This window comes from Vibrio mexicanus, from assembly GCF_001012815.1.
GTDB classification, from domain to species: domain Bacteria; phylum Pseudomonadota; class Gammaproteobacteria; order Enterobacterales; family Vibrionaceae; genus Vibrio; species Vibrio mexicanus.
Window position 1 is genome coordinate 47,811 of record NZ_JYJP01000119.1, and the last position, 14,599, is coordinate 62,409.

Annotated in this window: 15 protein-coding genes and 4 pseudogenes; all 19 read left to right on the plus strand. The window is 44.9% G+C overall.

Annotation, left to right across the window (positions count from 1 at the left end; translation table 11 throughout):
• The first annotated feature begins 292 nt into the window (after positions 1-292).
• The 19 genes and pseudogenes from UA76_RS18950 to atpH all read left to right on the plus strand — a co-directional run bounded on the left by UA76_RS18950 (position 293) and on the right by atpH (position 14,595).
• Complete coding sequence (locus UA76_RS18950) at positions 293-1,054, plus strand: amino acid ABC transporter substrate-binding protein (RefSeq protein ID WP_047049428.1); 762 nt, start codon at positions 293-295, stop codon at positions 1,052-1,054.
• Positions 1,055-1,166: 112 nt separating this feature from the next.
• A complete protein-coding gene (locus UA76_RS18955) occupies positions 1,167-1,838 on the plus strand; it encodes an amino acid ABC transporter permease (protein ID WP_047049429.1) in 672 nt (223 codons plus the stop codon).
• Positions 1,835-2,572 carry an amino acid ABC transporter ATP-binding protein gene (locus tag UA76_RS18960; RefSeq protein WP_047049431.1) on the plus strand — a complete coding sequence of 246 codons (738 nt, stop codon included), beginning with the start codon at positions 1,835-1,837 and terminating at the stop codon, positions 2,570-2,572. Before UA76_RS18955 ends, UA76_RS18960 begins: the two co-directional genes overlap by 4 nt.
• 219 nt (positions 2,573-2,791) lie before the next feature.
• Positions 2,792-2,929, plus strand: coding sequence for a 50S ribosomal protein L34 (gene rpmH, locus UA76_RS18965; RefSeq protein ID WP_038141364.1), 138 nt, complete (start codon positions 2,792-2,794; stop codon positions 2,927-2,929).
• 45 nt (positions 2,930-2,974) lie between these two features.
• The gene (rnpA, locus tag UA76_RS18970; RefSeq protein WP_238322357.1) at positions 2,975-3,298 is read left to right on the plus strand and encodes a ribonuclease P protein component; all 324 of its coding nucleotides are present in this window, start codon (positions 2,975-2,977) and stop codon (positions 3,296-3,298) included.
• Positions 3,265-3,521 (plus strand): annotated as a pseudogene (yidD, locus tag UA76_RS23205) (membrane protein insertion efficiency factor YidD). Before rnpA ends, yidD begins: the two are co-directional and overlap by 34 nt.
• Positions 3,522-3,523: 2 nt before the next feature.
• On the plus strand, positions 3,524-5,140 hold the full coding sequence (gene yidC, locus UA76_RS18975) for a membrane protein insertase YidC (protein ID WP_047049439.1): 1,617 nt from the start codon (positions 3,524-3,526) through the stop codon (positions 5,138-5,140).
• Between the two features lie 156 nt (positions 5,141-5,296).
• Complete coding sequence (mnmE, locus tag UA76_RS18980; RefSeq protein ID WP_047049441.1) at positions 5,297-6,658, plus strand: tRNA uridine-5-carboxymethylaminomethyl(34) synthesis GTPase MnmE; 1,362 nt, start codon at positions 5,297-5,299, stop codon at positions 6,656-6,658.
• 71 nt (positions 6,659-6,729) lie between these two features.
• Positions 6,730-7,164 carry an FMN-binding protein MioC gene (gene mioC, locus UA76_RS18985; RefSeq protein ID WP_047049443.1) on the plus strand — a complete coding sequence of 145 codons (435 nt, stop codon included), beginning with the start codon at positions 6,730-6,732 and terminating at the stop codon, positions 7,162-7,164.
• A 485-nt stretch (positions 7,165-7,649) separates the two neighbouring features.
• A pseudogene (gene mnmG / locus UA76_RS18990) lies at positions 7,650-9,544 on the plus strand (tRNA uridine-5-carboxymethylaminomethyl(34) synthesis enzyme MnmG).
• A 19-nt stretch (positions 9,545-9,563) separates the two neighbouring features.
• Positions 9,564-10,176, plus strand: a pseudogene (gene rsmG / locus UA76_RS18995) (16S rRNA (guanine(527)-N(7))-methyltransferase RsmG).
• 14 nt (positions 10,177-10,190) lie between these two features.
• Entirely contained in the window at positions 10,191-10,964 is a 774-nt protein-coding gene (locus tag UA76_RS19000) for a ParA family protein (protein WP_047049444.1), read from the plus strand.
• 18 nt (positions 10,965-10,982) lie between these two features.
• A complete protein-coding gene (locus tag UA76_RS19005; RefSeq protein ID WP_047049445.1) occupies positions 10,983-11,885 on the plus strand; it encodes a ParB/RepB/Spo0J family partition protein in 903 nt (300 codons plus the stop codon).
• 139 nt (positions 11,886-12,024) lie between these two features.
• Entirely contained in the window at positions 12,025-12,429 is a 405-nt protein-coding gene (locus UA76_RS19010) for an ATP synthase subunit I (RefSeq protein WP_047049446.1), read from the plus strand.
• A complete protein-coding gene (gene atpB / locus UA76_RS19015; RefSeq protein ID WP_047049448.1) occupies positions 12,422-13,246 on the plus strand; it encodes a F0F1 ATP synthase subunit A in 825 nt (274 codons plus the stop codon). The genes UA76_RS19010 and atpB overlap by 8 nt, the downstream gene beginning before the upstream one ends.
• Positions 13,247-13,290: 44 nt before the next feature.
• Positions 13,291-13,508: pseudogene (atpE, locus tag UA76_RS19020) on the plus strand (F0F1 ATP synthase subunit C).
• Between the two features lie 71 nt (positions 13,509-13,579).
• Complete coding sequence (gene atpF / locus UA76_RS19025; RefSeq protein ID WP_047049450.1) at positions 13,580-14,050, plus strand: F0F1 ATP synthase subunit B; 471 nt, start codon at positions 13,580-13,582, stop codon at positions 14,048-14,050.
• 15 nt (positions 14,051-14,065) lie between these two features.
• A complete protein-coding gene (locus UA76_RS25295) occupies positions 14,066-14,233 on the plus strand; it encodes a F0F1 ATP synthase subunit delta (protein WP_272946039.1) in 168 nt (55 codons plus the stop codon).
• Positions 14,234-14,238: 5 nt separating this feature from the next.
• A complete protein-coding gene (atpH, locus tag UA76_RS19030) occupies positions 14,239-14,595 on the plus strand; it encodes an ATP synthase F1 subunit delta (protein ID WP_272946040.1) in 357 nt (118 codons plus the stop codon).
• Positions 14,596-14,599: the final 4 nt, after the last annotated feature.

Sequence of the window (14,599 nt, forward strand, 5' to 3'; positions counted from 1 at the left end):
CACACAGACAACCCCAAACATACCCCCATTTTGATCCACAAAATGACTCTTTACTCACAAAATCAGGGAGATCGTCCTATTGGTGATAAGTTTGTGCACGAATGTTGATCATCTACAATTAAGTCAGCCGTTATCCACACGTTTTGGATCGTCATAATAGGTGATTATTCGAACAGTTTTTTGCGAGTCAGTTCAACTTATTACATAAGGCTCTAGGATATGGCACTTTGTTATTTATCTATTTAGTCATTACTCAGTAGTATCTCCTCCTACAGATATATGGAGTTGTAATATGAAAAACTGGATCAAAGCAGCGGTAGCCGCTATTGCACTATCAGCAGCCACTGTACAAGCGGCCGCAGAAGCGAACTTAACAGAAGTAAAAGTCGGCATGTCTGGGCGTTATTTCCCATTCACTTTTGTGAAGCAAGACCAACTGCAAGGCTTTGAAGTCGATTTGTGGGACGAAATTGGTCGCCGCAATGACTACCAAGTTGAATACGTAACCGCTAACTTCTCTGGCCTATTTGGTCTATTAGAGACGGGGCGTATCGATACAATTTCAAACCAAATTACAATGACGGAAGAGCGTAAAGCGAAATACCTATTTGCAGACCCGTATGTTGTCGACGGCGCACAAATTACTGTTCGTAAAGGTAACGATGAGATTCAAGGTATCGAAGACCTTGAAGGTAAAACAGTTGCGGTAAACCTAGGTTCTAACTTTGAGCAACTGCTACGTAACTACGATAAAGGCAACAAAATCAACATCAAAACCTACGATACCGGTATTGAACATGATGTAGCCCTAGGTCGTGCAGATGCATTTGTTATGGACCGCCTATCAGCACTAGAGCTGATCAAGAAAACAGGTTTACCACTACAACTTGCTGGCCAACCGTTCGAAACCATTCAAAACGCTTGGCCATTTGTAGACAACGCAAATGGTAAAAAACTGCAAGCAGAAGTAAACCAAGCACTTGCAGCAATGCGTGAAGACGGTACTCTTGCAGAGATTTCAAAGAAATGGTTTGGTGCTGATATCACCGAGTAACCTTCTTTATACCTAATTCATCACGCTCAGCGAATAATTAGGTCATAAACGATAACCCACTGCTTATCGATCTTGGCAGTGGGTTTTGCTTTTTTTAGATTGGAGCAGCCCAATGGGATTTGATTTTAATTACATGATGGAACTGATGCCGATATTACTAAAATATCTGGGCACCACCATGGAAATGGCAGTTTGGGGACTGGTGTTCTCACTAATACTGGCGGTGATACTGGCCAATATCCGAGTATTCAAGGTGCCGGTATTGGATCAGCTTAGCCAGCTATACATTAGCTTTTTCCGTGGCACTCCATTGCTGGTACAACTGTTCCTTCTATATTACGGGTTACCACAAATCTTCCCAATCATGGTTGGGCTAGATGCCTTTAGTGCGGCTGTCATCGGTTTAACCCTGCACTTTGCCGCTTACATGGCTGAGAGCATTCGCGCTGCCATTATTGGTATTGACCGCAGCCAAATGGAAGCGAGCTTGTCAGTCGGTATGACGACTCCACAAGCGATGCGCCGCATTATTCTTCCGCAAGCCACACGTGTCGCTCTGCCGTCATTAATGAACTACTTCATTGATATGATTAAGTCGACTTCACTGGCTTTTACTCTTGGCGTTGCGGAAATCATGGCCAAAGCGCAAATGGAAGCGTCTTCTAGTTTCCGCTTCTTCGAAGCATTTTTGGCGGTAGCGCTGATTTACTGGGGCGTGGTCGTGATTTTGACTCGAATTCAAATCTGGGCGGAAGCCAAACTGAATAAGGCGTACGTACGATGATCAAATTAACCAACATTCACAAGTACTTTGGCGAAACCGAAGTATTGAAAGGCATTGATCTCGATATCAAACAAGGCGAGATCATTGTGATTATCGGCTCAAGCGGTACGGGCAAATCAACCCTACTTCGCTGCGTTAACTTTCTTGAGCAAGCCGACCAAGGTCATATCGAAATCGATGGCCATGCGGTTGATACGCAAAACCATACGAAAGCGGATGTGCTCAAACTTCGCCGCAAGACCGGCTTTGTTTTCCAAAACTACGCGCTATTTGCTCACATGACAGCGAGGCAAAACATCGCTGAAGGCTTGATTACGGTTCACGGCTGGAAAAAAGACCAAGCGCTGAAACGTGCGCAGCAGATCTTAGATGACATCGGCCTGGGCGATAAAGGCGACAGCTACCCTGCAGCCCTATCGGGTGGTCAGCAGCAGCGCGTCGGTATTGGCCGAGCAATGGCACTCAAACCAGAGCTACTACTGTTTGATGAACCCACTTCGGCACTCGATCCAGAATGGGTAGGCGAAGTACTTAACCTAATGAAAACCCTCGCATCTCAGCACCAAACCATGCTGGTGGTGACTCACGAGATGCAGTTTGCTAAAGAAGTCGCGGACCGTGTGATCTTTATGGCCGAAGGCCATATCGTTGAACAAGGATCGCCAGAGCAAATCTTCGATAGCCCGCAAGATCCAAGGCTACAGAAGTTTCTTAACCAAGTCGGCGTGTCATAAAGATCGTAGATAAAGGATCGAAAGATCCTTGAGATTTCATTCACACTCCGTATAATCGCCCGGCCGGAATTTCATCATTGACACTTTTTGTGACAGTGATTACAATTCCGCCTCTTTGTTGAGAGGCGTCGGTAATTCCCTCTACTAATAGAGAGAATAATTTATGCCCACGCCGGGTTAACATTGACCTAAAACTACTGATCAGTAAAGGTAATAACCATGTCTAAACGCACTTTTCAACCTTCAGTTCTAAAGCGCAAGCGTACTCACGGTTTCCGTGCACGTATGGCAACTAAGAACGGTCGTGCTACTATCAACGCACGTCGTGCTAAAGGCCGTAAGCGTCTTTCTAAATAATCTCTGATTATTTTGAACACGTACGCGTTTAATCGGGAGTTACGTTTGTTAACTCCCGAGCATTATCAAAACGTCTTCAAGCAAGCTCATCGAGCTGGCTCACCACATTTCACCATCATTGCTCGCAATAACTCTCTTTCTCATCCAAGACTTGGATTAGCAGTCCCTAAAAAGCAAATCAAAACCGCACCAGCTCGTAATCGTTTCAAGCGATTGGCTCGTGAAAGCTTTCGACTCAATCAAAACAAACTTCCTAACAAAGATTTTGTTGTGATTGCAAAGAAGAGCGCGCAAGATTTAAGCAATGATGAAATATTTAAGTTGTTTGATAAGCTATGGCATCGCCTGTCTCGCCCTTCGCGTGGATAGCAATCGGATTCGTCCGGTTATATCAAGGATTAATTAGTCCAATACTTGGACCACGCTGTCGTTTTACTCCAACCTGCTCAAATTACGCTATAGAAGCGTTGAAAGCTCACGGTTTTGTAAAAGGGTGTTGGTTATCAGGCAAACGTCTATTAAAATGCCACCCTTTGAACGAAGGGGGTTTGACCCCGTTCCACCAGTCCAAAAACAAGACAGAGATAAATAACGATGGATTCTCAACGTAATATCCTGTTAATCGCTTTAGCTCTGGTTTCTTTCCTACTTTACCAACAGTGGAATGTAGCAAAGAACCCGGCACCTCAAGCGGTTGAGCAGGCTCAATCAAGCAGCACTCTACCTGCACCATCATTTGCCGATGAGCTAGACCCAGCGCCAGCTCAACAAGCATCTGCCAAAACGATTACAGTCACGACTGACGTATTAACTCTGTCTATTGACACTGTTGGTGGTGACGTTGTTTCTGCTCTACTAAACCAGTACGACGCAGAACTTGACTCAGAAGACTCTTTCGTACTTTTACGCAATGAACCTGGTCATCAGTTTATTGCACAAAGTGGTCTAGTCGGCCCTCAAGGCATCGATTTAAGCAGCACGAATCGTCCAAACTACTCTGTTTCTGCAGATAGCTTTGCACTAGCAGACGGTCAAGATGAACTGCGTATCCCAATGACATTCCAAGCGAATGGCATCGACTACGTGAAAACCTTCATCCTGAAGCGCGGCAGCTACGCTATCGATGTGACTTTCGACGTTGCTAACAACTCAGGCAACAACGCGACATTCGGTATGTACGCTCACCTACGTCAGAACCTTCTTGACTCTGGTGGTAGCCTAACCATGCCAACTTACCGTGGCGGCGCATACTCAACAGAAGATACTCGCTACAAGAAGTACAGCTTCGACGACATGCAAAGTCGTAACCTGTCTCTAAACCTGCCAAACGGTGAAGGTTGGGCAGCGATGATTCAACACTACTTTGCGTCTGCATGGGTACCACGCAATGAGCCAGGCACAAACCTGTACACTCGCGTTATTGGTAACCTAGGCGACATCGGTGTTCGCATGCCAAACAAGACCATTGCAAATGGCGATGCAGCAAGCTTTGCAGCAACACTTTGGGTTGGTCCTAAGCTTCAATCTGAAATGGCGGCAACGGCATCAAACCTTGATCTTGTAGTGGACTACGGTTGGCTATGGTTCATCGCGAAACCGCTGCACATGCTTCTATCATTCATCCAAAGCTTTGTTGGCAACTGGGGTCTAGCGATCATTGGTTTAACCTTCATCGTTCGTGGTGCGATGTACCCACTAACGAAAGCTCAGTACACATCTATGGCTAAGATGCGCATGCTGCAACCTAAGCTGCAAGCTATGCGTGAGCGTATTGGCGACGACCGTCAGCGCATGAGCCAAGAGATGATGGAGCTGTACAAGAAAGAGAAAGTAAACCCACTGGGTGGCTGTCTACCTCTTATTCTTCAAATGCCAATCTTCATCGCGCTTTACTGGGCACTAATGGAATCGGTAGAGCTTCGTCATGAAGAGTTCCTATGGCTTAAAGACTTAGCCGCAATGGACCCATACTTCATTCTTCCTCTGCTAATGGGTGCATCTATGTTCCTAATTCAGAAGATGAGCCCAACGACGGTAACGGATCCAATGCAGCAGAAGATCATGACATTCATGCCTGTCATGTTCACATTCTTCTTCCTATGGTTCCCATCAGGTCTGGTTCTATACTGGCTAGTATCGAACGTAGTAACACTGATCCAGCAAACGCTTATCTATAAAGCACTGGAGAAGAAAGGCCTGCACTCTAAGTAGAGGTCAATTTCAACTAACTACTTAAGTTAGAGAAATAACAACGACAAAGGCGACCAAAAGGTCGCCTTTTTGTCGTTCGCTGATTACAATTCAACACAACACTGTATTTCTTAAATCCCCAGTAATAAAAGGGGATAGTTACTAATAGGCACCACTATGACTACAGACACAATTGTCGCCCAAGCTACCGCACCAGGACGGGGTGGCGTAGGTATTATCCGAGTATCCGGCCCATTGGCCTCTCAGGTGGCACTGGAAGTCACAGGCAAAACGCTTAAACCGCGTTATGCAGAGTACCTACCATTCAAAGCCAAAGATGGCTTAGAGCTCGATCAGGGCATCGCCCTTTACTTCCCTAACCCACACTCGTTCACTGGCGAAGATGTGTTAGAGCTGCAAGGCCACGGCGGCCCGGTTGTGATGGACATGCTCATTAAGCGTATTCTGGGCATTTCAGGCGTTCGAGCGGCAAGACCTGGTGAGTTCTCTGAACGCGCCTTCCTTAATGACAAAATGGACCTAACTCAAGCGGAAGCAATTGCTGACTTAATCGATGCTAGCTCAGAGGAAGCTGCTAAGTCTGCCCTTCAGTCGCTACAAGGGGAGTTCTCTAAACGTATTAATACGCTGGTTGAGTCGTTAATACACCTGCGCATCTATGTAGAAGCGGCCATTGATTTCCCAGAAGAGGAGATCGACTTCTTAGCCGATGGTAAAGTCGCCACGGATCTGCAATCGATTATCGACAACCTCGACGCGGTAAGAAAAGAAGCAAACCAAGGCGCGATTATGCGTGAAGGCATGAAGGTAGTCATCGCAGGCCGTCCAAATGCGGGGAAATCTAGCCTACTCAATGCCCTATCGGGCAAAGAGTCAGCTATCGTAACGGATATCGCAGGCACAACCCGAGACGTACTGCGTGAACACATTCATATCGATGGGATGCCGCTGCATATTATCGATACCGCAGGGCTGCGTGATGCGTCAGATGAAGTGGAAAAAATCGGTATCGAAAGAGCATGGGATGAAATCGTCCAAGCCGATCGCGTGCTCTTCATGGTAGATGGCACCACAACAGATGCCACCGATCCTAAAGAAATCTGGCCTGACTTTGTTGATCGTCTTCCTGACAACATTGGCATGACAGTTGTCCGTAATAAAGCCGATCAAACTGGTGAAGATCTTGGTATCTGCCACGTAAACGATCCAACGCTAATTCGCCTATCGGCCAAAACAGGCCAAGGGGTTGATTCACTCAGAACGCATCTAAAAGAGTGTATGGGCTTTGCTGGTGGCCATGAAGGTGGTTTCATGGCACGTCGTCGTCACTTAGATGCGCTTGAGCGCGCCGCAGAGCACCTAGACATAGGCCAACAACAGCTAGAAGGTTACATGGCTGGAGAAATTCTTGCTGAAGAGCTGCGCATCACTCAGCAACATCTAAATGAGATTACAGGCGAGTTTAGTTCTGATGACTTACTTGGCCGTATCTTCTCTTCTTTCTGTATCGGAAAATAAGCGGTATCGGTAAGCAAACGGGTTCGACAAATTAGTTTTAATCACAAGAAACAAAGGTTAGTAAGGACACAATGATTCATGTAATTACCGGCAGTACCCTAGGTGGTGCAGAGTATGTTGGCGATCATCTTAGTGATGCGCTAATCGAGAAAGGCTTTGAAACAACGATCCATAATCAACCGAGTTTGGATGACATTCCAAACGAAGGGACGTGGTTATTAATCACGTCTACCCACGGTGCTGGAGAGTACCCAGATAATATTCAACCTTTCATTCAAGCGCTACAAGCGACACCACCGAAAATGCAGGATGTGAAATTTGCCGTCATTGCACTCGGTGACAGCAGTTACGATACGTTCTGTGCGGCAGGCAAACACGCTTATGATTTGCTTGTTGATATTGGTGGAACTGCTCTCACTGACTGCCTGACGATCGATATCTTGGAACATCCAGTACCAGAAGATGCCGCAGAAGCGTGGTTAGACGAAAACATCCAGCATTTCTAATCGGCCATCTATTTAAAAAGCAGCTTATGGCTGCTTTTTTTGTGCCTGATTTCGGCCATGTGAATAACTTTCTTCAAATAGCTTTGTTTAAGTGACTAAAAAACGAACAAACCTTCTGTGGATAAAACACATTTTTTCCCGTTAGTAACCTATAGTTATCCAAAGAACAACTATGAACATAAACTACCCCTGTGTATAACCCCCTATTTTGATCCCAGTTAATCCTCGGTTAGATCAAAGTTAGATCACAATAAATGATCCCTCTAAGATCCATGATCTTGTTGATCATTTTTAACTTATCCACAGAAACTGGTGATCTTAATAATAGATCTAATAAAAGATCTCTATATAGATCTTATATATATTAAGTTCTTTCTTGATCCGGAATTTTTCTGAAAATCGTTTTTCTCTCCTAGTGAAAGAAGGTAGAATACGGCTCCTTTTTATCTGTCCATAACTTCATTTTTAAAACCTGAGGTCGGTCCATGTTTTATCACGAAAAATTTGACGTCATCGTTGTTGGTGGCGGACATGCCGGAACGGAAGCCGCACTAGCCGCTGCACGTACAGGGCAAAAAACGCTTTTGCTTACACATAACATTGACACTTTAGGTCAAATGTCTTGTAACCCTGCGATCGGTGGTATCGGTAAAGGCCATTTGGTAAAAGAAGTGGATGCGATGGGCGGTTTAATGGCGCAAGCCATTGATCATGCTGGTATTCAATTTCGTACATTGAATGCTTCTAAAGGGCCTGCTGTTCGTGCAACACGTGCACAAGCGGATCGTGCACTTTACAAAGCCTATGTACGTCATGCTTTAGAAAATACGCCTAACTTAACGTTATTTCAGCAGTCTGTAGATGATTTGATCGTCGAGAATGATCAAGCGACCGGTGTCGTCACTCAAATGGGGCTCAAATTCCAAGCCAAAGCGGTTGTATTAACCGTTGGAACTTTCCTTGGGGGTAAGATTCATATTGGCATGGAAAACTTCTCTGGTGGCCGCGCAGGCGATCCTCCATCAATCGCATTAGCTGATCGACTTCGTGATCTACCTTTCCGAGTTGATCGCTTAAAAACAGGCACGCCGCCTCGTTTGGATGCTCGAAGTGTAGACTTTAGCCAATTAGAAGTTCAGCATGGTGACAACCCTACACCTGTATTTTCCTTCATGGGTGATCGTAGCCAACAGCCAAAACAGGTACCTTGTTACATCACGCACACCAACGAAAAGACCCATGACATAATTCGTGCAAACTTAGATCGTAGTCCGTTATATGCAGGCGTTATTGAAGGTATTGGCCCTCGATACTGCCCGTCGATCGAAGATAAGATCATGCGTTTTGCTGACAAAAATAGTCACCAGATCTTTATCGAACCAGAAGGGTTAACAACACATGAGTTGTACCCAAATGGTGTGTCCACCAGCTTACCGTTTGATGCGCAAGTTAAAATTGTTCAGTCGATGAAAGGTTTTGAAAATGCACACATCGTTCGTCCAGGGTATGCGATTGAATATGATTTCTTCGATCCACGTGATTTGAAGCAAACGTATGAAACCAAGTTTATTTCAGGCTTGTTCTTCGCTGGGCAGATTAACGGCACAACTGGCTATGAAGAGGCAGCTGCTCAAGCTTAATGGCCGGTTTGAACGCGAGTCTTTACACTCAAGACAAAGAAGGCTGGAGCCCACGTCGCGATCAAGCTTACATGGGCGTATTGATTGATGACCTATCAACTATGGGTACTCAAGAACCTTATCGTATGTTCACCTCGCGTGCTGAATATCGTCTGCTATTGCGTGAAGACAACGCAGACCTTCGCTTGACTGAGAAAGCCCGTGAACTCGGATTGATTGATGATGCTCGTTGGGCTCGCTTTAACCAAAAAGTCGAGAACATGGAGCAAGAGCGTCAGCGTCTAAAGCAAGTTTGGATGAACCCGAAATCTGAGAATATTGCTCAGCTGAACGCGTTGCTGAAAACGCCAATGTCTCGCGAAGCCAGCGGTGAAGATCTTCTGCGTCGTCCTGAGATCTCATACGCTCAGTTAACGCAACTTGAAGCATTTGGCCCAGCCCTTGAGGATCAGCAAGCGGCTGAACAAGTTGAAATTCAAGTGAAATACGAAGGTTACATTCAGCGTCAGCAAGATGAGATTGAAAAATCACTGCGCCATGAAAACACCAAGTTGCCTGTGGATCTGGATTACTCTGACGTGAAAGGCCTATCAAACGAGGTGGTTGCCAAGTTGGGAAACGCTAAACCTGAAACCATTGGTATCGCATCGCGTATTTCGGGTATTACCCCTGCTGCGATTTCGATTTTACTGGTTTACTTGAAAAAACATGGTCTGCTGAAAAAAGGCGAGGAAGCGTAATGAGCTACTACGAGAAAAGCTGGATCAACTTGTTGAGCAAACTGACCTAACCTTGACTGAGAATCAACGTGAACAGCTCGTGGGCTATGTTGAAATGCTCAACAAATGGAACAAAGCCTACAACCTAACCTCGGTGCGTGATCCTATGGACATGATGGTGAAACATATCCTAGATAGCATTGTGGTTAGCCCGTGCTTAGAGGGTGACCGATTTATTGATGTCGGCACAGGTCCTGGGTTACCTGGCATCCCACTGGCCATCATGAATCCTGAAAAAACATTTTTTTTTGTTGGACAGTTTAGGCAAGCGAATTCGCTTTATTAAGCAAGTTCTGCATGAACTTGGGATACAAAACGTGACGCCGATTCAAAGTCGCGTAGAAGAATTCCAACCTGAAGAGAAATTTGATGGCGTACTAAGCCGTGCATTTGCTTCAATGACGGACATGGTTGAGTGGTGTCATCATCTGCCAAAAAATGAGAGCGGGGTATTCTTAGCTCTTAAAGGCCAACTACAGGAAAGTGAAGTTGAGCAGCTCCCTGAGTGGTGTTGTGTGACTGACGTCAAATCTTTGAAAGTTCCTGAATTGGAAGGTGAGCGTCATCTTGTAATCTTATCTCGCAAGGGATAACAACGAGGTTTATCGTGGGCAGAATCGTAGCAATCGCCAACCAGAAAGGTGGCGTAGGAAAAACAACAACGTGTATTAACTTGGCTGCTTCAATGGCTGCCACGAAACGCAAAGTTCTCGTCATTGATCTTGATCCTCAAGGCAATGCGACGATGGCCAGCGGTGTGGATAAATACCAAGTCGATGCAACGGCGTACGATCTTTTGGTCGAGGATACGCCATTTGAAAGCGTTGTTTGTCGAAAAACATCGGGTCATTACGATCTGATTGCTGCTAATGGTGATGTGACCGCTGCAGAGATCAAGCTCATGGAAGTCTTTGCACGCGAAGTCCGTTTGAAAAATGCCCTAGCGTCTGTCCGTGATAACTATGATTTCATCTTTATTGATTGTCCTCCTTCTCTAAACCTGCTTACAATCAATGCGATGGCTGCTGCCGACTCCGTGTTGGTACCAATGCAGTGCGAATATTTCGCATTAGAAGGGTTAACTGCTTTGATGGATACCATCAGTAAGTTAGCTGCGGTTGTGAATGAAAACCTAAAAATTGAAGGTTTACTGCGTACTATGTACGATCCACGCAACCGACTCTCTACGGAAGTCTCTGACCAACTTAAGAAGCACTTTGGTAACAAGGTTTACCGAACTGTTATTCCACGCAATGTGCGTCTTGCTGAAGCGCCAAGCCATGGCAAACCAGCGATGTACTACGACAAGTATTCATCGGGTGCAAAAGCGTATTTGGCGTTGGCGGGCGAAATGCTTCGCCGAGAAGAGATCCCTGCATAAATTTAAGGAATTCAATACATGTCTAAACGTGGTCTAGGAAAAGGCTTGGACGCATTGCTTGCGACCAGTTCTCTTGCGCGAGAAAAGCAGAATGTGGCTTCTCAGAGTCAAGCTCTATCATCGGATGGTGAACTCACTGAGCTTGCGATTAATAGCCTAAAACCTGGTGTTTACCAACCTCGTAAAGATATGGCCTCTGAAGCGCTGGATGAGCTAGCCGCTTCAATTCAATCTCAAGGTATCATCCAACCTATCGTAGTTCGTCAGGTAGACGCAGGGCAGTTTGAGATTATCGCAGGTGAGCGTCGCTGGCGTGCGGCTCGCAAGGCAGGTTTAAAGCAAGTCCCTTGCTTAGTCAAAAATGTTCAAGATCGCGCTGCTATCGCGATGGCGTTGATAGAAAATATTCAGCGAGAAGACCTTAATGCAATTGAAGAAGCTCAAGCATTAGAAAGGCTTCAGGACGAATTTCAACTGACTCATCAGCAGGTGGCTGATGTGATCGGTAAGTCGCGTGTTACAGTTAGTAACTTACTTCGACTTAATCAACTCGATGATAATGTTAAGATACTGGTTGAGAACAAAACCATTGATATGGGGCATGCGAGAGCATTGCTCACATTAGAAGCTGATCAACAGCTTGATGTAGCCAATATCGTTGCGAAAAAACAGTTAACAGTACGCCAAACAGAGAGTTTGGTTAAGAAAGTGTTAAAAGGCGAGGGCACTCCAAAAGCGGAGAAACCGTCTGTTGGTGAAGATGTGAATCAGCGAATTGACCAGTTAGGCAAGCAACTTAACACCAAGGTTGCGGTGCAAATCTCTTCAAATGGCCTAGGAAAAGTCCTTATCAACTTTGAGGACAAGGCTCAATTAGATTTACTTCTAAAGCAATTGGAAATGACAGTTTCCGCTTCATAGGTCACATATTGACTTCGGAAAAGGTGTTAACGCAATTCTACTGATTGTGTTTTTCCTTAACATATATATACTTTTCGTGCTTTTTTTCAGCATCCTTATAACCAAAGGGTGGTGATTTATACAGAAACAGGTGCTTTTGATGTTAGTTGCAAGTCGAAGCAAGCAAGGAAGAGCTGCTTTAAGGGTAGTCCATTTTCAGCTGATATTTGTAATTATTGTCGGAAGTTTGGCATATGTGACACTAGGGCCGGAGTCGGCACGCTTTTTTATAAAAGGCGGGTTCATTGCGGTGTTAGGGAACTATTTGTATGCCCTGTTTGCATTCATGCCGGACTCAAATTCCGAGGGGCCTGTGCTTCTTGGCTTTATTCTGATTGGCTGGATGTTAAAACTGGTGTTTACCATTGTGATGTTTGCGTTGGTTTTTTCTATGTCGGAGCTCTTGAAACCAGGAGCGTTCTTCACAGGATATAAGTTAACAATTCTTCTCATCTGGTTATCACCAATTATATTTTTTCAAAATAATGGGATAAACCATGGCTGATACTCCGCAGGAATATATTCAGCACCACCTTACTAACGCCAAAGTGTGTTTGGTTGATGGTGGCATAGCAGTCAATAAAGGTTGTTATGATGCTGGGTTCTGGACCTTACACTGGGATTCTCTGTTGTTCTCGTTTGGTCTAGGTGCTCTATTTTTGTGGTTGTTTTATCGTGTCGGAAAAAATGCAACCACAGGCACGCCTGGAAAGCTGCAATGTTTTGTTGAGATTCTCGTAGAGAATGTTGATGGAATCGTGAAAAACACTTTCCATGGCCGTGACAAACTAGTCGCACCGCTAGCTCTAACTTTGTTTGTTTGGATCTTCCTAATGAACTTGATGGATCTAGTACCAGTCGACTTCATCCCTCACTTAATGGGCATTGCTGGGTTTGAGTACTTTAAGATCGTTCCAACGGTTGACGTAAACATTACTCTAGCGCTTGCTTTAGGTGTCCTAGTGCTGACTGTAGCTTACTACATCAAGTACAAAGGATTTAAAGGGTTTGTTAAGGAATTCACGCTTCATCCAATTAATAGCAAGTTGCTGATTCCTTTTAACTTAGTGTTGGAAACTGTGTCTTTGCTCGCGAAGCCTGTATCACTGTCTCTTCGTCTGTACGGTAACATGTACTCGGGTGAACTTATCTTCATCCTGATTGCGGTAACCTACAGCGCAGGTGTGGTGCTTGGTGGACTGGGTGTGATTGCACACGTAATCTGGGCGATTTTCCACATATTAGTTATTACACTGCAGGCGTTTATTTTTACCATGTTGACAGTTGTGTACCTCAGCATGGCAAGTAACGACTCTCACTAATTTCAATAATTTTTTTACTCAATACTTATATTTCGGAGATTATTATGGATATCTATTTGGTTGTTGCATTACTACTAGGTATGTGTGCTCTTGGTACTGCGTTTGGTTTCGCTATCTAGGTGGTAAATTCCTAGAATCTGTTGCACGTCAACCTGAGATGGCTCCTGTACTTCAAACCAACATGTTCATCCTAGCGGGTCTACTAGATGCGATCCCAATGATCGGTGTTGGTATCTCAATGTATATGCTATTCGCACTGTAATAGAGCCTCTCTTAATTAAATTACGTCGTTCCGACTTTTTTGGAACAAATAATAGATAAAGGAGGGTCATTGTGAATATCAATGCGACTCTTATCGGACAAGCAATAGCATTCACGATTTTTGTGTGGTTCTGCATGAAGCATGTATGGCCACCAATCATGGCTGCGATTGAAGAGCGACAAAAGAAAATCTCTGAAGGTCTAGAATCTGCAGAGCGTGCTGATAAAGCTCTTGAACTAGCCCAACACAACGCGGCAGATCAGTTGAAAGAAGCGAAGCAGCAAGCGCTAGAACTTATTGAGCAAGCTAACAAGCGTAAAGCTCAAATTCTAGATGAAGCGCGTCAGGAAGCTACGCTAGAGCGTGACCATATCCTTGCCCAAGGAAAAGCAGAGCTTGAAGCGGAAACATTACGTGCGCGTAATGAGCTTAAGAAAGACGTAGCGGAACTGGCTATTCTAGGTGCTGAGAGAGTTATCGAACGTTCGATTGACCCAGCTGCTCATCAAGACATTCTTGATAGTATTTCAGCGAAATTGTAACGGGAGGGCATCAGCATGTCGGATTTGACAACTATTGCTCGACCTTATGCAAAAGCTGCTTATGGCTATGCAAGTGATAACGGTGCCGTTGAAAAATGGTCTGAGATGCTTGCATTTGCCAAAGAGATGTCTGCGGCTAAAGAGCTAAAGGCAGCGGCGTTAAGCTACAGCCAGCGCAATTAGGGCAATTGTATGTTGATGTTGCCGGTGAATATTTCGACGAGCCGTTCAAGAACTTCTTGAACGTGATTATCGAAAATTACCGTACCTCAGCGCTAAGTGATATTTCTATTCAGTACGAAAAATTTGCCGTTGAAGCTTCAAATACTCAAGAAGTAACAGTAACGACTTCTTTTGAACTGACCGAAGCTCAACAGTCTGAACTGGCATCTAGCCTTGAAAAACGCCTAGATAGCAAAGTGAAGATGAACTGTTTGGTCGACAGCGAATTGATCGGTGGCGCGGTTATCCGTGTTGGCGATACCGTACTAGATAACTCACTAGTTAGCCGTTTAACTCGTCTTAAAGACGTTATTAAGTCTTAACTTA

Bases quoted from the DNA above. Each gene is read 5' to 3' on its own strand.
- mnmE (WP_047049441.1), top strand. From the start codon at position 5,297: ATGACTACAGACACAATTGTCGCCCAAGCTACCGCACCAGGACGGGGT.
- yidC (WP_047049439.1), top strand. From the start codon at position 3,524: ATGGATTCTCAACGTAATATCCTGTTAATCGCTTTAGCTCTGGTTTCT.
- UA76_RS18955 (WP_047049429.1), top strand. From the start codon at position 1,167: ATGGGATTTGATTTTAATTACATGATGGAACTGATGCCGATATTACTA.
- rpmH (WP_038141364.1), top strand. From the start codon at position 2,792: ATGTCTAAACGCACTTTTCAACCTTCAGTTCTAAAGCGCAAGCGTACT.
- UA76_RS25295 (WP_272946039.1), top strand. From the start codon at position 14,066: ATGTCGGATTTGACAACTATTGCTCGACCTTATGCAAAAGCTGCTTAT.
- atpB (WP_047049448.1), top strand. From the start codon at position 12,422: ATGGCTGATACTCCGCAGGAATATATTCAGCACCACCTTACTAACGCC.
- UA76_RS19010 (WP_047049446.1), top strand. From the start codon at position 12,025: ATGTTAGTTGCAAGTCGAAGCAAGCAAGGAAGAGCTGCTTTAAGGGTA.
- UA76_RS19005 (WP_047049445.1), top strand. From the start codon at position 10,983: ATGTCTAAACGTGGTCTAGGAAAAGGCTTGGACGCATTGCTTGCGACC.
- UA76_RS18950 (WP_047049428.1), top strand. From the start codon at position 293: ATGAAAAACTGGATCAAAGCAGCGGTAGCCGCTATTGCACTATCAGCA.
- UA76_RS18960 (WP_047049431.1), top strand. From the start codon at position 1,835: ATGATCAAATTAACCAACATTCACAAGTACTTTGGCGAAACCGAAGTA.
- mioC (WP_047049443.1), top strand. From the start codon at position 6,730: ATGATTCATGTAATTACCGGCAGTACCCTAGGTGGTGCAGAGTATGTT.